14 protein-coding genes are annotated in these 18,404 nt (G+C 72.1%); 7 read left to right on the top strand and 7 right to left on the bottom strand.

The window, feature by feature from the left end; genetic code table 11:
• The first annotated feature begins 454 nt into the window (after positions 1–454).
• Complete coding sequence (locus tag ACFWYM_RS18460) at positions 455–1,114, top strand: HAD-IA family hydrolase (protein WP_384837584.1); 660 nt, start codon at positions 455–457, stop codon at positions 1,112–1,114.
• A 17-nt stretch (positions 1,115–1,131) separates the two neighbouring features.
• Here ACFWYM_RS18460 and ACFWYM_RS18455 read toward each other — a convergent pair whose 3' ends face one another.
• Positions 1,132–2,250 carry a peptidoglycan-binding protein gene (locus ACFWYM_RS18455; RefSeq protein WP_384837580.1) on the bottom strand — a complete coding sequence of 373 codons (1,119 nt, stop codon included), beginning with the start codon at positions 2,248–2,250 and terminating at the stop codon, positions 1,132–1,134.
• 187 nt (positions 2,251–2,437) lie between these two features.
• Here ACFWYM_RS18455 and ACFWYM_RS18450 point away from each other — a divergent pair, with 187 nt between their 5' ends.
• A complete protein-coding gene (locus tag ACFWYM_RS18450; protein WP_384837577.1) occupies positions 2,438–4,552 on the top strand; it encodes an MFS transporter in 2,115 nt (704 codons plus the stop codon).
• 39 nt (positions 4,553–4,591) lie between these two features.
• Here ACFWYM_RS18450 and ACFWYM_RS18445 read toward each other — a convergent pair whose 3' ends face one another.
• Together ACFWYM_RS18445 and ACFWYM_RS18440 are read right to left on the bottom strand one after the other, a co-directional pair.
• On the bottom strand, positions 4,592–5,119 hold the full coding sequence (locus ACFWYM_RS18445) for a GNAT family N-acetyltransferase (RefSeq protein WP_384837618.1): 528 nt from the start codon (positions 5,117–5,119) through the stop codon (positions 4,592–4,594).
• 74 nt (positions 5,120–5,193) lie between these two features.
• Positions 5,194–5,601: a DUF1992 domain-containing protein gene (locus ACFWYM_RS18440; protein WP_384837574.1), complete on the bottom strand. Its 408-nt coding sequence runs from the start codon at positions 5,599–5,601 to the stop codon at positions 5,194–5,196.
• A 93-nt stretch (positions 5,602–5,694) separates the two neighbouring features.
• On the opposite strand from ACFWYM_RS18440, the gene ACFWYM_RS18435 reads away from it, so the two are divergent.
• Positions 5,695–6,087 carry a hypothetical protein gene (locus ACFWYM_RS18435; RefSeq protein WP_384837571.1) on the top strand — a complete coding sequence of 131 codons (393 nt, stop codon included), beginning with the start codon at positions 5,695–5,697 and terminating at the stop codon, positions 6,085–6,087.
• Positions 6,088–6,138: 51 nt separating this feature from the next.
• Here the strand turns inward: ACFWYM_RS18435 and ACFWYM_RS18430 are convergent, their stop codons facing one another.
• Positions 6,139–6,825 (bottom strand): O-methyltransferase, encoded by a 687-nt coding sequence (locus ACFWYM_RS18430; protein WP_384837569.1) that lies wholly within the window; start codon positions 6,823–6,825, stop codon positions 6,139–6,141.
• 287 nt (positions 6,826–7,112) lie between these two features.
• Here ACFWYM_RS18430 and ACFWYM_RS18425 point away from each other — a divergent pair, with 287 nt between their 5' ends.
• Entirely contained in the window at positions 7,113–8,318 is a 1,206-nt protein-coding gene (locus tag ACFWYM_RS18425) for a serpin family protein (protein WP_384837616.1), read from the top strand.
• Positions 8,319–8,507: 189 nt separating this feature from the next.
• Here ACFWYM_RS18425 and proP read toward each other — a convergent pair whose 3' ends face one another.
• Entirely contained in the window at positions 8,508–9,893 is a 1,386-nt protein-coding gene (gene proP, locus ACFWYM_RS18420; protein WP_384837566.1) for a glycine betaine/L-proline transporter ProP, read from the bottom strand.
• A 363-nt stretch (positions 9,894–10,256) separates the two neighbouring features.
• Here proP and ACFWYM_RS18415 point away from each other — a divergent pair, with 363 nt between their 5' ends.
• A complete protein-coding gene (locus tag ACFWYM_RS18415) occupies positions 10,257–12,365 on the top strand; it encodes a bifunctional glycosyltransferase 87/phosphatase PAP2 family protein (RefSeq protein WP_384837563.1) in 2,109 nt (702 codons plus the stop codon).
• Here ACFWYM_RS18415 and ACFWYM_RS18410 read toward each other — a convergent pair.
• Positions 12,319–13,959: a hypothetical protein gene (locus ACFWYM_RS18410; RefSeq protein WP_384837560.1), complete on the bottom strand. Its 1,641-nt coding sequence runs from the start codon at positions 13,957–13,959 to the stop codon at positions 12,319–12,321. The genes ACFWYM_RS18415 and ACFWYM_RS18410 overlap by 47 nt on opposite strands.
• A gap of 183 nt (positions 13,960–14,142) precedes the next feature.
• Positions 14,143–15,390 carry a cytochrome P450 gene (locus ACFWYM_RS18405; RefSeq protein ID WP_384837557.1) on the bottom strand — a complete coding sequence of 416 codons (1,248 nt, stop codon included), beginning with the start codon at positions 15,388–15,390 and terminating at the stop codon, positions 14,143–14,145.
• A gap of 243 nt (positions 15,391–15,633) precedes the next feature.
• Here ACFWYM_RS18405 and ACFWYM_RS18400 point away from each other — a divergent pair, with 243 nt between their 5' ends.
• Entirely contained in the window at positions 15,634–16,803 is a 1,170-nt protein-coding gene (locus tag ACFWYM_RS18400; RefSeq protein WP_384837554.1) for a steroid 3-ketoacyl-CoA thiolase, read from the top strand.
• Positions 16,804–17,126: 323 nt separating this feature from the next.
• Positions 17,127–18,392: an alpha/beta hydrolase gene (locus tag ACFWYM_RS18395; RefSeq protein ID WP_384837551.1), complete on the top strand. Its 1,266-nt coding sequence runs from the start codon at positions 17,127–17,129 to the stop codon at positions 18,390–18,392.
• Positions 18,393–18,404 lie beyond the last annotated feature (12 nt).

Below are 18,404 nucleotides of genomic sequence, written 5' to 3'. Positions count from 1 at the left end.
GGGAAGGTGGGGCGGCCTGTAGACGCGTGACGGCCGAGAGATGGGGACGCGAGGAAGCGCGGCAAGGCGAGACGGCCCGCGGGCGGGCGACGGCGTAAGGGGTGGGGACGCGGCGGTATGTCCGCCCGCAGTACAGCAAGCCGCCCAGGCCAGTACTCGTGTAGTCGTCCGGCGCCCCCGGCTTTTCGAGGACGGACATACCGCCGCGTCCCCGCCCCGTCCCCGCCGCGTCCCCGCCGCGTCCCCGCCGCGTCCCCGCCGCGTCCCCGCCCCGACCCCGCCCCGACCCCGCCCCGACCCCACCACCCACCAGCAGCACCTCGCGGCAGGGCAGGGGGCGGTTGGCCAATACGGGGAACCGTTTTGTATCGTGGGGGAACAAAGTGGCTCCGCCCGTATTCCCTGACCGGCGGGCGGGGCCGCCTTGATCCCCCCTGCGCTCTGGAGAACGCCGATGACGGCCACCACTGTCCTGACCGCCCGCGCCCTCCTTCTCGACATGGACGGCACCCTCGTCAACTCCGACGCCGTCGTGGAACGCTGCTGGCACCGCTGGGCCGCACGCCACGGACTCGACCCCGTCGAGGTCCTGAAGGTCGTCCACGGCCGGCAGGGCTACGCCTCCATGGCCGTGCTGCTCCCGGACCGCCCCATGGAAGAGAACTACGCCGAGAACCGGCAGATGCTCGCCGAGGAGACCGCCGACATGACCGGCGTCGTCCCCGTCCCCGGCGCCGCCGCCTTCATGGCCTCCCTCGAAGGCCGGGCCCACGCCCTCGTGACCTCCGCCGACGTCCCGCTCTCCACCGGCCGCATGGCCGCCGCCGGACTCGGCCTGCCCGACATCCGCATCACCGCCGAGAGCGTGGGCGCCAGCAAGCCCGACCCCGAGGGCTTCCTGAAGGGCGCCGCCGAACTGGGCGTCGCCCCCGAGGACTGCATCGTCTTCGAGGACTCGGAGGCGGGCATCGCCGCCGGATTCGCGGCCGGAATGCGCGTCGTCGGCGTGGGCCCCCGCGCGGCCGCCTACCACCCCACCGTGCAGGTGCCCGACCTGACCCACGTACAGGTCCAGGCCCTCCCCGGCGGCGAGCTTCAGCTCACCATCGGCTGAGACCGGTCCTGCCGGTCCTACGGGTCCTTCGTCTCCGACTCCAGGCTCCGCCGCGTGGTCGGCCCGTACACACCCTTCTCGTCCGCGTCGATCCCCCGCGCCCACTGATAGCGGGCCACCGCATCCGCGACCTCCGCGTCGTAGCGCCCGTTCGCCGGACCCATGTACAGGTACAACTGCCCCAGGCGCTGCTGGAGTTCGCGTACGTCCCGGCCGGAGTCGCCCGTGCGGAGCGTGCCCGCGGGCTCCGGCGGGCGGCGGGACGCGGGGGGCTCCACCGAACCCGTGGCCCGGGCCGTCGACGGGGGCGCGGTCGCGGACGGCGTGAGCGGGGCCCTGGTCTCGGACCGGGACGGGGACGCGCTCGCGCGGTGCGAGGCCGAGGCCGTGGCCGAGCGGGAGGGCTTCGCCGTGGACGAGGCCGGGGCCGGGGACAGGCCGGAGTCAGTCCCCGGCCCCGACCTCGTCGCCGCGTCGGAGAGCGCGCGGTCGTTGCGCGCCCCTCCGCCCGAGCCCGGTCCCGCCTCCGTGTCGGAGGAGAACAGCCCCGTGGCGAAGACCGCGACGACTGCCACCGCGGCCGCCGCTCCGGCCCCGGCGAACACCGCGACGCGACGCCGTCGCGGTGGACGGCCGGGTGCGAAGTCGTCCTCGGGGGCCGGGCCCACTCCCGGATCCACCGGATCCATCGGGTCCAATGCCGCCGAAGCCGAAGCCGAAGCCGAAGCCGAAGCCGAAGCCGAAGCCGAACCCGAAGCCGAACCCGAAGCCGAAGCCGAACCCGAAGGCATCAGTCCCGCCGACGGCACCGGCGGCATCCGCACGGTCGAGTCCCCCGGATCAGCCGAGCCCGAGCCCGAGCCCGAGCCCGAGCCCGAGTCCGAGCCTGAGTCCGAGCCCGGCTCCGGCCCCGGTTCCGGGAGGGACACGTACGGGCGGATCCGCAGTGGATCGAAGTCCTCGGCGGCCGCCGCGGCCGCCGAGCGCGTGTCCCGCGCCGCCTCACCCGCCCGCTCGGCGCAGCCGCAGTCCGGTGCCGTGCCGAGCTCGCGTGCCGCGCCGCAGCGGGGGCATACGGGCCCGCCGCGGTCGCCGTGCCCGCCGTCCCGGACGTTCGCTCCGGTCACTGTGTGCATCCTCTCCCTCGTTGCGCGTGCGCTCCCCCCGGAGACTCCAGCGATTATGCAGACGCCCGCCGCCCCTTCCCAGGGCGCCCGCAGGATTCAACAGGCCATAACAGGACATCCGGACCAGGATGGGGTGTGAGAAGGGTCCCCAGGACTGCCTGGCCGGGAGTCCCGGCGGGAGCCTCAGGAGGTGCCGATGACGCAGGACGACGTGACGGGCGCACACCAGGACGACGTGACGGGCGCACACCAGGGCGACGTGACAGGCGCGCGGAGGGGCACACACGGCCGAGCCCCCTCGGAGCACGTCCAGGGCGGCGTCCTGGTCTCCATCGGGGCGCTGCTCCTCGGGATGCTGCTCGCGGCCCTCGACCAGACGATCGTGTCGACGGCGCTGCCGACCATCGTCAGCGATCTCGGCGGCCTCGAGCATCTTTCCTGGGTCGTCACCGCGTACATGCTCGCCTCGACCGCCGCGACCCCGCTGTGGGGGAAGCTCGGCGACCAGTACGGGCGCAAGAAGCTCTTCCAGACCGCGATCGTGATCTTCCTGGTGGGCTCGGCGCTGTGCGGGATGGCGCAGAACATGCCGCAGCTGATCGGGTTCCGGGCGCTGCAGGGGCTCGGCGGCGGCGGGCTCATGGTCTTGTCCATGGCGATCGTCGGTGACCTGGTCCCGCCGCGCGAACGAGGCAAGTACCAGGGGCTGTTCGGCGCGGTCTTCGGGGCGACCAGTGTGCTGGGGCCGCTGCTCGGCGGGGTCTTCACCGAGCATCTGAGCTGGCGGTGGGTCTTCTACATCAACCTGCCCGTCGGCGTGATCGCCCTCGCCGTCATCGCCACCACCCTGCACATCCCGCGCCGCGACACCCGGCACACCATCGACTACCTGGGCACCTTCCTCATCGCCTCGGTCGCGACCTGTCTGGTCCTCGTCGCCTCGCTCGGCGGCACCACCTGGGCGTGGGGTTCGGCGCAGATCGTCGGGCTCGCGGTGGCGGGCGTGGTGCTCGCCGTGGTGTTCGTGGCGGTGGAGCGGCGGGCCGCGGAGCCCGTACTGCCGCTGAAGCTGTTCCGGATCAGGACCTTCACGCTGTCGGCCGTCATCAGCTTCGTCGTGGGCTTCGCGATGTTCGGCGCGATGACCTATCTGCCGACGTTCCTGCAGGTGGTGCAGGGCGTGACGCCGACGATGTCGGGTGTGCACATGCTGCCGATGGTGGCAGGCATGCTCATCTCGACGACCGCGTCGGGCCAGATCGTCAGCCGCACCGGCCGCTGGAAGGTCTTCCCGATCGCCGGTACGGCGGTCACCACGCTCGGGCTGCTCCTGCTGCACCAGCTCGACGAGAACAGCAGCACCGCGGAGATGAGCGGTTACTTCTTCGTGTTCGGCTTCGGGCTCGGCCTGGTCATGCAGGTGCTCGTGCTCATCGTGCAGAACGCGGTCAGTTACGAGGACCTGGGCGTCGCCACGTCCGGCGCGACCTTCTTCCGCTCGATCGGCGCCTCCTTCGGCGTCGCGATCTTCGGCACGATCTTCGCCAACCGGCTGAGCACCAAGCTGGCTTCGGCGCTCTCCGGGCAGCAGCTCCCGCCCGGTGTCAGCCCGGACTCGCTCAAGGCGGACCCGCGCGGCATCGCGGAGCTCCCGGCGGCGCTGCGCCCCGGCGTCCTGCACGCCTACGCCTCGTCGATCACGGACGTCTTCCTGTACGCGGCCCCGGTCGCCCTGCTCGCCTTCGCCCTCTCCTGGTTCCTGCGCGAGGACAAGCTGCGCGGCTCCGTCACGGCCCCCGACACCACCCAGACGCTGGCCAGCAACCCGGTGGAGCGCTCCTCGTACGACGAGGTGGCGCGGGCCCTCTCGGTGCTCGGCACGCGGGAGGGGCGCCGCGCGATCTACGAGCGGATCACCGAGCGGGCGGGCTACGACCTGCACCCGGCGGCGAGCTGGCTGCTGCTGCGGATCAGCCGGCACGGCTCGGTGGAGCCCGCGGTGCTCGCCGAGCGCAGCGTGGTGCCGCTCTCGGTGATCACCCAGGCGGCCCGGCAGGTCGAGGAGCGGCGCCTCGCGGTGCGCGAGGGGCTCGACCTGGTCCTGACGGAGGCGGGCCGGGGCGTCGCGGCGAAGCTGGCGAAGGCCCGTGAGGAGTCCCTGTCCGAGCTGCTCGGCGACTGGTGGGGACCCGACCGGCCCACGGACCTGATGCAGCTCGTCGAGGAGCTCAGCGGCGAGCTGTGCGGTTCGGACAGCGAACGCCCGCGCCCCGACGGCTCACCGCCGTCGCCCCGGGGCCTGGCGGCCTGAGCCGCGCACCCGAAGAGATCCAGGGAGGTCCAGGGAGGTTCAGGACTCCGTGAGCTCCTTGCGGTACCAGCGCTCGGCGTACTCCTCGTCGTTGTGCGGCTCGGTCCGTACGTAGCCGTTCCGCTCGTACAGGGACCACGCCTCCGCCAGGTCGCTGCGGGTGTCGAGGACCATCCGGCGGGCGCCAAGCCCCCGCGCCGCGTCCTCGGCGGCGGCCAGGAGGACGGGGCCGCCGCCCGTGCCGCGCGCCTCCTTCTGTACGAAGACGCGCTTCAGCTCGGCGGTCTCCGCGTCGATCAGGCGCACCCCGGCCATGCCGAGCGGCTCGTCCCCGTACCGGCCGAGCAGCAGCACCCCGGCGGGCGGCACCAGCGTGGCGCCGTCCTCCGCCGCGACGACCTCCCGCTCCAGCTCGTCGGGCGGGGTGTCCCGCCCCTCGTGGAGCCGGAACCAGCGGTCGCTGACCTCCGTGTAGTACGCCCGCCACAGGGCGAGGGCGACGGGGGAGCCGGACGGTTCCGGAGCCACGGTCCATACGCCGGCGGGCTGGTGCTGAACGCTGGTCATGCGGGTCATGGGGTCATTCTCGGACCCGTACGACCGTGCCCCGCAAGCGAATTACGCGGATTACCGGTCACCGGCTACCGGCCGGGGTGGCGCTCCCGCCAGTCGCGGGCGACCTCCTCCACATCGAAGGGCGTCAGGCCGAGCGGCGGGCCCGGCGGTGCCACGCGCAGGGCCTCACGGATCTTCTCGTTCAGCTCCGTGACCAGGCGCCGGGCCGCGCTCTCGGAGGGCGCGTCGGCGGCGGCCGCCCGGACGTCCTCGGCCTCCTTGCGCAGGGCGAGGGTGGGCGTCAGCGGGGAGAGGCCCTCGCGGGCCATCTTCTGCTTGACCCACCACAGTTCGTCGTACGTCGTGTCGGTGCCGCCGGGAAGGGGCTTGCCCGCGCCGGGCAGGGCGGCGAAGTCGCCGCGCTGCTCCGCCTCACGGATCTGCTTGTCGACCCACGACTCGAAGTCGACCCCGGGTGGCTTGCGCTCCGTCATGGATCCATGGTCGCAGACGCCGAACCTCCCGTCGCAGACGCCGAACCTCCATTAGATTCAGCCGTGTTGAACCAGCCGACCTAAGGAGCGCACGTGCTGGAGCTCACCATGGCCTCGATGTCCGGCGCGGACGCGGGCGCGACCGCGGGCATGCTCATGGCCGAGGCGCCGAGCCAGCCGGGCGCGGTCCTGCGCGTGGGCCGGGACCGCGGTGTGTGCCGCCTGGTGACCCCCGACGACTGGCTGTTCATATCCCGTACCCACCTCGAGTTCCGCTGCGGCCCCGACGGGTCCTGGGCCGTCGTCTGGCTGCGCGGCTCCCAGCCCGACCCGGCGTCCGAGGTCCGCCTGCACGTCGCCGGGGCGGCGCAGCCCCTCCTGTACGGAGGGACGGCGCCGTTGCCCCGGGGCGGCTCGGGCGAGGTGATCATCCAGGACCGCTCCGGGCCGCGCAGCGTGAACGTGGGCTTCTACCACGAGAGTTGAGAGGCGTTACGAGCTCACGGGCTCACGGGGTTACGGGGTTACGGGCTTCGCTCAGTCCAGCACGCGGGCGAGGGCGAACCCGTCGTAGCCCTTCACGCCGACCGTCTGCACTGCTGTGCCCTCCAGGCGCGGGTGGGAGGCGAAGAGGCCGAGCGCCTCGCGGGTGCCGCGCACGCTCGGGTCGGTGCTGGTGGCGTCGGCGACGGCGCCGCCGCGTACGACGTTGTCGAGGACGATCAGGCTGCCGGGCCGGGTCAGCTTGAGCGCCCACTCCACGTAGTGCGGGTTGTTGGCCTTGTCCGCGTCGATGAAGACCAGGTCGAAGGGGTCGACGCCCTCGGCGCCGAGCGCGGCGAGCGAGTCGAGGGCGGGCCCGACGCGGACCTCCACGCTCTTGTCGACCCCGGCGCGGGCGAGGTTGGCGCGGGCTACCTCGGCGTGGCGGGCGGCGTACTCGAGGGTGACGAGGCTGCCGTCGGCGGGCAGGGCGCGGGCCAGCCAGATCGTGCTGTAGCCGCCGAGGGTGCCGATCTCCAGGATGCGGCGGGCGCCCTGGATCTGGGCGAGGAGGTGGAGCAGCTTGCCCTGGTTCGGTGCGACGGCGATCTGCGGCAGCCCGGCCGCGTCGCTGTCGGCGAGGGCCGCGGCGAGGGCCTCGTCGGCGGGGGCGAGGAGGTCGGCGAAGTAGCTGTCGACGTCGTTCCACTGCTGCTGTTGCTGCGACTGCTGGTCGGTCATGGCTCCTCTTCGGCTCTGTGGCCTGCCGGCGCTGTGGCCCGCTGGTTCTGTGGCCCGCTGGTTCTGTGGCCCGCTGGTTCTGTGGTGCGCTGTTCCGTTCACATGCCTAGTTAGTTTCGCTAAGGAGCCTAGCTGGTGCGCGGCGGATTGTCAGCGGCGCCTCGCATACTGGGCGTGCTGGTGGCGGGTGGAGCGACGTGGAGACGGCGCGGACGGGAAGCGGGGGCCAAGTGGCGTACGGGGCAGGTCAGACGGACCAGACGGACCAGACGGACCAGACGGACCAGATGGGGCCGTCGGGGGCGGCGGCGGGGGCGATGCGCGGGCTGGCGGAGCGGTGGGTGCCGCTGGTGGCGGCGGGGGCGAAGGAGAAGCCGGGAGCGGCGGGGGCGAGGGGGAAGCCGGCGGGGAGCGGCGGTGGGGACGGGCCTGGCGATGGCTCCGGCGTCGGTGACTTCGTGTGTTCGCCCGCCGGGCTCTGGCTCGCGCTGACGGCGGTCGCGGCGGGGGCGCGGGGTGAGACGGCCGAGGAGCTGCGGCGGCTGCTCGGGGCCGCGGGGCCGGACGCCGCGCGGGCGGTCACGGAGGTGGGCCGGGCGTTCGCGGGGGAGGACGCGCTGGGGGTCGCCACACGCGTGTGGAGCAAGGTCCCGGTCTACCGCGCCTATCGGGAGGCGCTCCCGGATGTGGGCTTCGGTCCGCTGGCGCCGGACGGGCCGGGGGGCCCGGGCGGGCAGGAGGAGGTGGACGCGTGGGTGCGGGAGGTCACCGGAGGGCTGATCGACCGGCTCCCGGTGGAGCTGACCCCGGACATGCTGCTGGTGCTGGTCAACGCGCTTGTCCTGAAGGCGCGTTGGGAGGTCCCCTTCGAGGGCGCGGCGACACGCGACGCGGACTTCGTGGACGGGGCGGGGGTGCGGCATCGGGTGCCGACGATGCATCGGACGGTGCCGGTGGGGGACGCGTGGTCGGTGGACGGCGGCCGGGCGACGGTCGTCGAGCTGCGGTGCGCGGGGGCTTCGTCGGTGCGGGTGCGGTTGGTGCTGGGGGCGGTGGGGGCCGGGGCGGAGGAGGTGCTGCCGCTGGGGTGGGCCGCCGGGCCCGAGCGGTGTGCCCCGCTGGACGCGGATGTGGTGGCGCTGGCCTTGCCGCGGTTCGTGCTGCGGGCGCGGGTGGATGTGACGGATCAGCTGGGGGAGTTGGGGGCGGGGGCGGTGCTGGGGGCTCGGGCGGACTTCTCCCTGATGTCGCCGGAGCGGCTTGCTGTGTCGGAGGTGGTGCAGGAGGCGGTGGTGCGGGTGGGGGAGGCGGGGGTTGAGGCTGCGGCCGTCACTGCCGTGCCTATGGCGCCGGGTGGGGCGCCGCCGCCTGTCCGGCGGGTGGAGCGGGTGGCTTTTGAGCGGCCGTTCGGGGTTGTTGTGGTGGCGGGGGAGGGGGAGTTGGGGGTGCCGTTGTTTGTGGGGTGGCAGGGGGGTAGGCCGGTGGCCGGTTGAGTTTTTCTTTCCCCGATCCCGCCCCTTCCTGAATCCGCCGCTCCCGCGGCCCTGGGGCGCCCTTCCTGGGGCTGCGCCCCTAGACCCCCGTATCGGCCTGGACGGCCTCGTCCTCAATCGCCGGACGGGCTGTCCGTAGCCCGCGGCGACGGCCGCTTCGGGAAGGGGCGGGACCGGGGAAAGGGACCCTTACCGCTCCACCGCCGGCGGTGAGCCGGGAAGTGGGCGGCCCGCCGACTCGCTCATGAACCACACCGCGACCCCGCCCACCACAGCCGCCGCCATCATGTAGTACGCGGGCATCATCATGTTCCCCGTCGCCCCGATCAGCGCCGTCACCACCAGCGGAGTCGTCCCGCCGAAGATCGACACCGAGATGTTGAAGCCGATCGAGAGCGAGCCGTAGCGGACCTTCGTGGGGAAGAGGGCCGGGAGGGTCGACGGCATGGACGCCGTGAAGCAGACCAGGAGCAGGCCGAGCGCCGCCATGCCGAGGCCGATCGCCCACAGCGAGCCCTGCCGGATCAGGAGCAGGGCGGGAACGGAGAGGAAGAGGAAGCCCGCACAGCCCGCCGCGATGACGGGGCGGCGCCCCACCCGGTCGGTGAGCGCCCCCGCGAACGGCTGGACGCACATCATCAGCGCCATCACCACGAGCACCACGAGCAGCCCGTGCGTCTCGTCGTACTTGAGCTCGCTCGTGAGGTAGCTCGGCATGTACGAGAGCAGCATGTAGTCCGTGACGTTGAAGACCAGGACCAGGCCCATGCACAGGAGCAGGGCCTTCCACTGGCCGGTGATCATTTCGCGCAGGCGTACCTTCGGACGCGACTGCTCGTCCTGGTGCGCCTTCTCCAGCTCCGCCGCGAACGCCGGGGTCTCCTCCAGCTTCATGCGCAGATAGAGGCCGATCAGACCCATCGGGCCCGCGATCAGGAAGGGGATGCGCCAACCCCAGGAGACCAGGTCGTCGGCGGACAGGAGCGCCGTCATCAGGGTCACCAGGCCCGCGCCGCCGATGTAGCCCGCGAGCGTGCCGAACTCCAGCCAGCTGCCGAGGAAGCCGCGCTTCTTGTCCGGCGCGTACTCGGCGATGAACGTCGCCGCGCCCGCGTACTCGCCGCCCGTCGAGAAGCCCTGCACCAGGCGGGCCAGGAGGAGCAGCACCGGGGCGCCCACGCCGATCGTCGCGTACGACGGGATCAGGCCGATCGCGAACGTGCCCGCCGCCATCATGATCATGGTCAGCGCCAGGACCTTCTGGCGGCCCACGCGGTCGCCGAGCGGGCCGAAGACCATGCCGCCGAGCGGGCGGATCAGGAAGGCCGCGGCGAAGGCGCCGAAGGTGGACAGGAGCTGGGCGGTGGCGTTGCCCGAGGGGAAGAAGACCTTGCCGAGCGTCACGGCGATATAGCTGTAGACGCCGAAGTCGAACCACTCCATCGCGTTGCCGAGCGCGGCCGCCTTCACCGCGCGCTTGACCAGCACGGGGTCGGCGACGGTGACGTCCTGGCGGTCCGGGGCAAGGGGGCCGGCGGGCTCCTTGCGGAGGGCGACGGAGGTGGCGCTCGCCAAGAGTTCGCTCGCCTGCTTTCGGGGACGGGGGCACGGGCGGGGCCGTCGGGGACGAGACGGCCGCAAGCGACCTTAGGTGCAAGGGGCACCATTACGGGTGGTGTTCGGCCAACCGCGCAATGCGCTGAAACGGTTGCTATACAGGCCAAACACGCCTTCTCTCGGTGTGGCCGGTATGCGCGCTGTGTGATCTTTGTCGCGGCCGGATCGTGGAACTGTGCGCACAAATGGCCGAGAGAAAGCGAAATGGCCGTCAGGTGACATGAGGGTTGCGTGCGTCCCTTTTCAGGGGGCGTCTGCGTCCCCGCGGGGCTGAAACGCCCGGACCGTCCGGGCGGATCGGGGGCGGAGGGCTGACGAGGCGTGGCGAACGCGGAGCACAGCGGACCGGGACATGCCTTCGGGACGGCGGCGACCGGCGCGGACCGGGCGCGGATCGCGGCGATGCGCATCGCCCTCTGGCTGATCGCCGCCGTCCTCGCGGCACGGCAGGCGGCCGTCGTCCTGCGGACCCCTGAGGGGGAGCGGCTGACGGACCTGGAGACCTGGGTCGGTCCGGAGGGTGTCCTCCATGTGAAGGGCTCGCTCTACGACACCGACAAGTTCACCGGCACCCCGTTCTCCGGACTCGTCCTCAAACCCCTCGCGAGATCGGCCGAGCAGGCGCTCGGCTGGGCCTGGACGTTCGGGACGCTCGGCCTCGTCGTCGTGCTCGGCCTGGTCGCGGCGCGCGCCCTGCCGAAGCCCGTGTCCCGGCGCACCTCGCTGCTCGCGGCCCCCATCGCGGTCAGCCTGCTGATGCTGTCGCTGCCGGTGCGCAACACCATGTTCCTGGGCCAGACCAGCATCATGCCGGTCCTGCTCGTGCTGCTCGGCTGCTTCGCGGTGCGCGGGGAGCGGTCCAGTGGCGTCCTCATCGGCGTCGGCGCCGCCCTCCAGCCCACCGTGCTGCTCTTCGCACCGCTGCTCTGGTGCACCGGGCGCAGGCGCGCCGCCGTGGCGTCCGGGGGCACGTTCGCCGCCGCCACCGCGCTCGCCTGGGCCGCGATGCCGCACGACTCGTGGACGTACTGGCTGCACCACCTCGGCGGCGTCGGCCTCGGCGGCAGCCCGGCCGCCCTCAGCAACCAGTCGCTGCACGGCGTCCTGCTCCGCTTCGGCTTCGAAGGGCCGCTGGAGATCGGCCTGTTCCTCGTGCTGAGCGCCGCCGTCACCGTCCTCGGCCTGCGCCGCGCCGTGACGTACGCGAAGGACGGCCAGCTGCTGCTCGCCGTCGCCGTCACCGGCTGTGTGGCGGTCGTGGTCTCCCCGACGACCTGGCAGCACCAGCTCCTGTGGGTGCTGCTCGCGGTGGTCGGCCGGGTCGGCAGGCGGACCTCGGACCGCTACATGTGGCCGGTCCTCGTCGTCCTCGCGCTGACGCTGCCGCCCAAGATGCTGCTGCCCAACCTGGCGGGCCTGGAGCCGGTCAGCGACAACATCGTGCTGATCGCGGCCCTCGCCGCCGCCTGCGCGGTGCCGTTCCTGTCCCGCACCTCGCCGCACTACCAGAAGCCGCTGCCCGCCCCGTACGCGCAGCCCGTACCGGCGCGCTGGTCGCGGGTGCCGCTGCTGCCGTTCTGGCGCCGCGTCCTGGCCCGCCCGAACCTGATCCTCGAACTGCTCCTGATCCGCGTCGGCTACTCCGCCTACCAGCAGGTCCGCCTCGCCGCGACCGGCGGCACGATATCCGGGGGCCGCGCCACCGCCGAGCACCACGGCGCGCAGATCCACGCCGTCGAGTCGGCGCTCCACATCGACATCGAGCACTGGGTCAACCACGCCGTGTACCAGGTGGGTTGGCTCAAGGACTTCTTCAACTTCTACTACACGTCGTTCCACTTCGTGGTGCCGCTGACCGTCCTCGCGGTGCTCTACGTCCGCCGCCCCGCCGAGTACCGCTGGGCGCGCACCGCGCTCGGCTTCGCGACCGTCCTCGCGCTCATCGGCTTCTGGGCCTACCCGCTGGCCCCGCCGCGCCTGATGCCGGACCTCGGCTTCATCGACACGGTGCACGGCCCGCAGGACTTCTCGAAGCCGGACTACGGCACGCTCACCCAGCTCACCAACCAGTACGCGGCGATGCCCTCGCTGCACTTCGGCTGGTCCCTGTGGTGCGGCGTGACCATCCTGGTCCTCGCGCCGAAGTGGTGGATGAAGGCCCTCGGCCTGCTGCACCCGCTCTTCACGGTCTCCGCGATCGTGGCGACCGGCAACCACTGGGTGCTCGACGCGGTCGGCGGTGCCGCGGTCGTCGGCGCGGGCTTCGGCCTCGGCCATCTGCTGGCGGGGCCCCGCGTCCGTACGCCGTTGCAGCTCGCCACCGGAGGAGCCGGGGGCCCCGTGCCCGCCGCGGCCACCGGCGATCCGGGCGGGCCCGCCCGGATCAGCACGACGAAGGACGGCTCCGCGCAGGACCGTACCCCGAGCTGATCTTGTAGGTGCCCGGCCTGGGCACCCAGAGCCGAGTGAACTCGCCGTGCTGCTTCAGGCACGCGCCGCCCTCCGCCCGGAGCCACGGCGAGTACACGAGCCGCACCGTCACCGGACCGCGCCGGGGTACCCGCAGCACCACGTCCGAGCCCGAGGAGCGGACCACCTTCGCCGGCTTCGACACCAGCGGCACCGCGTTCTTCACCTTGAAGACCTTCCAGTGCGCGTCCTGCCACACCGGCTCCAGCCACGCGGGGCCGCTCGCCACCAGCTTCGCCTCGGCCTGCGCGGGCCCGTCCGGCTTGCCCAGGGGCAGCACCACGAAGCCCACGGCCCACTGGTCCAGCCAGGCCCGGTAGGTGGTGGACGAGAACGTGCCGTCGTAGAAGAGGCGCCCGCGCTCCACGTCCAGCTGGCGGTTCCAGCCGCGCGCCATGTTCACGTACGGGGAGAGGGCCGCGGCCTCGCGGTGGTCGCGGGCCGGGACGACCTCGACCCGCCCCCGGTCGGCGCCGAGCCGCCGCAGCTCCCGCACCACGCCGCTGGTGTCGGCCGCCCACTTGGGCACCGCCGTGTACTCCACCAGGTCGTCGGCGGTCTTCTTGACCACCCACGCCGACGAAAGGACCAGGGCGACGGCCAGCAGGAGCCGGCGGAGCCTGGCCAGGGCGGGGGTGGCGAGCAGGGCGGCGAGCAGCGCGGCCGGGGCGAAGAGCTCGGCGAGGCGCTCCACGTTCGTCCCGATCGGGCTCGCGATCAGATACGTCAGAACGGTGCCCACCGCGAACGCGCCCGCGCCCCACCGCAGCACCCGCCACCCGCGCGGCGCCGCCAGGATCAGCGCCGCGCTGAAGAGCACCGGCGGGAAGACCCGGTCGTACGGCATCGGCTGCTCGCCCTTGAACGGGAACAGCACCGTCGTCGTCGCCACGATCAGGACCGGCGGGGCCAGCAGCGCGGCGGCGCGCGGCCAGTCCCGTACGAAGAAGTAGCCCGCGCCCGCCACCACCAGGAAGAGCCCCGCGACCGGCGAGGCCATCGTGGACAGGGCCCCGCACAGCACCGCGACCGTCAGGCGCCGCTCCCGCACCAGGGCGAGGCAGGCGGCGAGGCCGAAGGCGACGCCGAGCGCGAAGGTGGTGCGCCCCGACGCCACGTTGCACCACACCGCGAGAGAGGCGAGCAGCGCGGGCCACAGCGGTCGGCGAATCCCGGTACGGACGAGGAGTTCGGACACCAGCCAGGCGGCCGCGACCCCGGACAGGGCGGTCACGGTCCGCACGCCGACGGCCGCCATCAGATACGGCGAGATCAGCGAGTAGTTGGCGGTGTGCATGCCGCCGTACCAGAAGAGGTTGTACGCGGACTTGCCGTGGTCCGCGGCGAACCGGGCCCAAGCCTCCTGGGCGGCGAGGTCGCCGCCCCCGGTGGCGAGGAAGGCCCACCAGATCACGTACAGGGGGAGCGTGGCGCCGACGGCGATGAGCGCTATGCGGTGGCGCCGCCGAAAGCCTCGGAAGGACTCCTTCCACCCGCTGGCCGCGCTGCCGCCGGACGGGACGAGAGAGAGCTCGGCAGAGGCCACGGCCACCATTTCTGTTCGACGCCTGAAACAGGAAGGTTCACCACTTCGGACGCGATACGCAACGGAAACGTTGGTTCCGTAAAGAAAGTTGACCGGATCGGGCCCGCTGGTGGGGGAACCAGCGGCGGTGATCCTCAGGGGGAGGCAGGGGCCGGGCGTGGGAGGTGTTGCCCCTGCCTCCCATGAGGCAGGTCAGCGGGTGCTGACCTGAAGCTCCTTGACGCCGTTGAGCCAGGCCGCACGCAGCCGGCGCGGGTCGCCGGTGAGGCGCAGGCCGGGCATCGCGTCGGCGATCGCGTTGAAGATGAGGTTGATCTCCAGGACCGCGAGGGACTTGCCGAGGCAGAAGTGCGGACCGCCGCCGCCGAAGCCCAGGTGCGGGTTGGGGTCGCGGGTGATGTCGAACGTCCCCGGCTCCTCGAATACTTCGGGGTCGTTATTGGCCGAGGAGTAGAAGATCCCGACCCGGTCGCCCTGCTTGATCTGCGCGCCGCCGAGCTCGGTGTCCTGCGTCGCGGTGCGCTGGAAGGAGACCACCGGGGTGGCCCAGCGCACGATCTCCTCCGCCGCCGTCTCGGGGCGCTCGCGCTTGTAGAGCTCCCACTGGTCGGGGTGGGTGAGGAAGGCGTGCATGCCGTGGGTGATGGCGTTGCGGGTGGTCTCGTTGCCCGCGACCGCGAGCAGGATCACGAAGAAGCCGAACTCGTCGGAGGAGAGGCTGCCTTCGTCCTCGGCGGCCACCAGCTGGCTGACGATGTCCTTGGCCGGGCACTCCTTGCGGGCGGCGGCGAGGTTCATCGCGTACCCGATGATCTCCATGGCCGCCTCGGCGCCGACCTCCTCGGTGATGGCGTACTCCGGGTCGTCGTACGCCACCATCTTGTTGGACCAGTCGAAGACCTTGGCCCGGTCGTCCTGCTCGATGCCGATGAGCTCGGCGATGGCCTGCAGGGGGAGTTCGACGGCGACGTCGGTGACGAAGTCGAAGCTGCCGTCGTCCGGGTTCGCGCCCGCGAGGGCCTTCTCGACGATGGAGCGGGCGCGGTCGCGGAGCGCGTCCTCCAGGGACCGGATGGCGCGCGGGGTGAAGCCGCGCTGCACGATCTGGCGGACCCGGGTGTGCTCGGGCGGGTCCATGTTGAGCATGATCAGCTTCTGGACCTCGATCTGGTCCCGCTGGATCGACTCGTTGAAGCGGATCACGGCGGTGTTGGTGTTCGAGGAGAAGAGTTCCGGGTGCGTGGACACGTACTTGACGTCCTCGTGCCGGGTCACGGCCCAGTAGCCCGCGTCGTCGAAGCCGGATATGCCGTGCGGCTGCTCGATCCAGCGGACCGGCTCGGTCTGCCGCAGCTGTGCGAACTCCGGGAGGGGAACGCGGTCTTGGAGTACGTCCGGGTCGGTGAAGTCGAACCCGTCGGGCAGCGCGGGACAGGGCATCAGTGCTCCATGTCTATGTCTGACGGTCCATCAGGAGATGCCTCGCAAGGTAGTAACGGGTTCTACAAGTGGCAAGGCCCGTGACTGGGTCTGTTCCGTGCAGGTCGGGGGGAAGGTCCGTGCAAGACCCTTGCGGCGGTGGGGTCCGGGTCAGCAGACTGCGGGACAGAACTAGAACGCGTACTAGTTCTCTGCGGGCCGCGCCGGGGCGTCCTGCGGGTGGTGGATGGAGAGGACCTGCTCATGGCCGCGGAACCTGTCATCGTCGAAGCCGTACGCACCCCCATCGGCAAGCGCGGGGGCGCCCTCGCCAATCTCCATCCGTCCTATCTGCTGGGCGAGACCTACCGCGAACTCCTCGGCAGGACCGGCATCCACGCCGACTGCGTCGAGCAGATCGTCGGCGGCACCGTGACCCACGCGGGCGAGCAGTCCATGAACCCGGCGCGCACGGCCTGGCTCACCATGGGCCTCCCGTACGAGACGGCGGCGACGACGGTGGACTGCCAGTGCGGCTCGTCCCAGCAGGCCAGCCACATGGTCGCCAACATGATCGCGGCGGGCGTCATCGACGTGGGCATCAGCTGCGGCGTCGAGGCGATGTCGCGGGTGCCGCTGGGGTCGGGGAGCAAGCACGGACCCGGGAAGCCCTTCCCGGACGAGTGGAACGTCGACCTCCCCAATCAGTTCGAGGCGGCCGAACGCATCGCGCGCAACCGGGGGTTGAGCCGAGAGAACGTCGACTCCCTCGGTCTCATCTCGCAGGAGCGGGCCGCCGTGGCGTGGGCCGAGGAGCGCTTCAAACGCGAGACGTTCGCGGTCCAGGTCCCCACGACCGAGGAGGAACAGGCCGCCGGGCAGGGCATGTGGCGGCTCGTGGACCGCGACGAGGGGCTGCGCGACACCACGATGGAGGGCCTCTCCAAGCTCAAGCCGGTCATGCCGACGGCGGTGCACACGGCGGGCAACTCCTCGCAGATATCGGACGGTGCGGCGGCCCTGATGTGGGCGTCGAAGCGGATGGCGCGCGCGTTGAAGCTGAAGCCGCGGGCGCGGATCGTGGCGCAGGCGCTGGTGGGGGCCGACCCGCACTACCACCTGGACGGGCCGATCGACGCGACGCGGGCGGTGCTGGGGAAGGCGGGCATGTCCCTCAAGGACATCGACCTGGTCGAGATCAACGAGGCGTTCGCCTCGGTGGTGTTGAGCTGGGCGCAGGTCTTCGAGCAGGACCTGGAGAAGGTGAACGTGAATGGTGGGGCGATCGCTCTGGGGCATCCTGTGGGGGCCACGGGGGCGCGGTTGATCGCGACGGTGCTGCACGAACTGGAGCGGCGGGACAAGGAGTTCGCGCTCGTCACCATGTGTGCGGGGGGTGCTGTCGCTACGGGGACGATCATTCAGCGGCTGTAGGGGTGGGGCGTCAGGCGTCCTTCTGCCTCCGGCGGTTCTTTCCCCAGTCCCGCCCCTTCCCGGCTGCATCTATTGGCGCGCTCCGCGCGCGCAGGGGGCTCCGCCCCCAGACCCCCGGACGGGCTGGCCTCTCAGCCCGTCCGGCGTTTGAGGACGAGGCCGTTCAGGCCGAAGAGGGGGTCTAGGGGCGAAGCCCCAGGACGGGCGCCCCCGGGCGACGGAGTCGCGGGATTCGGGTAGGGGCGGGGGTGGGGAGAAGTACACCCTGGGTTCGGGGGGTGGGCGGATACTGAACAGGGCGCTCCCTTTCTAGCGTTTCCCGTATGACGACAACCACCAAGCGCCGCACCGCCGTTGCCCTCACCCTGCTCACCGCCCTCGCCGCGGCGGCCCCCGCAACCGCCGCCGCGGTCGGGACGGACGGGACGGACGGGACCGCTCCCCACAGAGCGGTCCACGAGAGCGGCGCGCGCGGCACCCTCCTCGCCGTCACCCCCGTCGCCGACCTCACCCGCACCCAGGTCGCCGCCTTCCTCAAGAAGGGCGACATCGGCACGGACACCGTCCGCCACGGAGTGCGGGCCTACCGCCTCACCTACCGCACCGTCGACACACACGGCCGACCCACCACCGCCACCGGCCTGTTGGTGCTCCCCAAGGGCGGCGCCCACCGGCTCGGCCTGGTCTCGGACACGCACGGGACCATGGTCCACCGCGACTACGCACCCTCCACGGCCGAGGACTTCGGCCGCCTCAGTCCCTTCCTGCACGCCGCCGCGGGCAAGGCCGTCGCCGCCCCCGACTACCTGGGGCTCGGCAAGGGGCCGGGCCTGCACCCGTACATGGACACGGCCTCCGCCGTGACCGCCTCCGTCGACATGCTGCGCGCCGCCCGCCCGGCCGCGGCGGCCCAGGGCAGGCCGCTCACCGGTGATCTCTATCTGACCGGGTTCTCGCAGGGCGGGCAGGTCGCGATGGCCCTGGGGCGGGAGCTGGGCGGGCACGACCAGCACGGCGGGCGCGGTGGGTACGGGTACCGTGTGCGGGCCCTTGCGCCCGTCAGCGGGCCCTATGACCTCGCCGGGCAGGAGATCCCCGCGCTCTACGACGGGCGGATCAACGACACCAGCGGGGTGCTCTACTTCTCGTACTTCCTCGTCGCCCAGAACCGGCTGCACCCCATCTACAAGGACCCGGCGGAGGTCTTCCGCGCCCCGTACGCGGACCGGGTCGAGGCGCTGTACGACGGGCGGCACGGCGAGGAGGACGTCTTCAAGGTGCTCCCGAAGAACGTGAAGCAGCTCCTCACGCCCGCCTTCTACGAGCGGATGAAGCACCCGGAGGGCGGGCTGAAGGAGGCGCTCGACGCGAACGACGGCGCCTGTGACTGGAAGCCCGAGGCGCCGGTGCGGCTGTACGCGGGGGCGGCCGACACCGATGTGCCCATCGGGAACGCGCGCAGCTGCGCCGCCGGCCTGGCGAGGAACGGGGTGCGGGCGCCCGTCGTGAACCAGGGGGACGTGGATCACTTCGGGTCCGTGCAGGTGGCCGCGCCGAAGATCGCGCGGTGGTTCGCGGCGGTGCGCTGACCTGCCGTCACG

It is taken from the genome of Streptomyces sp. NPDC059009 (assembly GCF_042740175.1).
Classification (GTDB): domain Bacteria; phylum Actinomycetota; class Actinomycetes; order Streptomycetales; family Streptomycetaceae; genus Streptomyces.
This window is presented reverse-complemented; position numbering and strand designations above follow the sequence as displayed.

Coding starts and splice junctions, on each gene's coding strand:
- ACFWYM_RS18460 (WP_384837584.1), top strand. CDS start 455: ATGACGGCCACCACTGTCCTGACCGCCCGCGCCCTCCTTCTCGACATG.
- ACFWYM_RS18455 (WP_384837580.1), bottom strand. CDS start 2,250: ATGCACACAGTGACCGGAGCGAACGTCCGGGACGGCGGGCACGGCGAC.
- ACFWYM_RS18450 (WP_384837577.1), top strand. CDS start 2,438: ATGACGCAGGACGACGTGACGGGCGCACACCAGGACGACGTGACGGGC.
- ACFWYM_RS18445 (WP_384837618.1), bottom strand. CDS start 5,119: ATGACCAGCGTTCAGCACCAGCCCGCCGGCGTATGGACCGTGGCTCCG.
- ACFWYM_RS18440 (WP_384837574.1), bottom strand. CDS start 5,601: ATGACGGAGCGCAAGCCACCCGGGGTCGACTTCGAGTCGTGGGTCGAC.
- ACFWYM_RS18430 (WP_384837569.1), bottom strand. CDS start 6,825: ATGACCGACCAGCAGTCGCAGCAACAGCAGCAGTGGAACGACGTCGAC.
- ACFWYM_RS18425 (WP_384837616.1), top strand. CDS start 7,113: ATGGGGCCGTCGGGGGCGGCGGCGGGGGCGATGCGCGGGCTGGCGGAG.
- ACFWYM_RS18410 (WP_384837560.1), bottom strand. CDS start 13,959: ATGGTGGCCGTGGCCTCTGCCGAGCTCTCTCTCGTCCCGTCCGGCGGC.
- ACFWYM_RS18405 (WP_384837557.1), bottom strand. CDS start 15,390: ATGCCCTGTCCCGCGCTGCCCGACGGGTTCGACTTCACCGACCCGGAC.
- ACFWYM_RS18400 (WP_384837554.1), top strand. CDS start 15,634: ATGGCCGCGGAACCTGTCATCGTCGAAGCCGTACGCACCCCCATCGGC.
- ACFWYM_RS18395 (WP_384837551.1), top strand. CDS start 17,127: ATGACGACAACCACCAAGCGCCGCACCGCCGTTGCCCTCACCCTGCTC.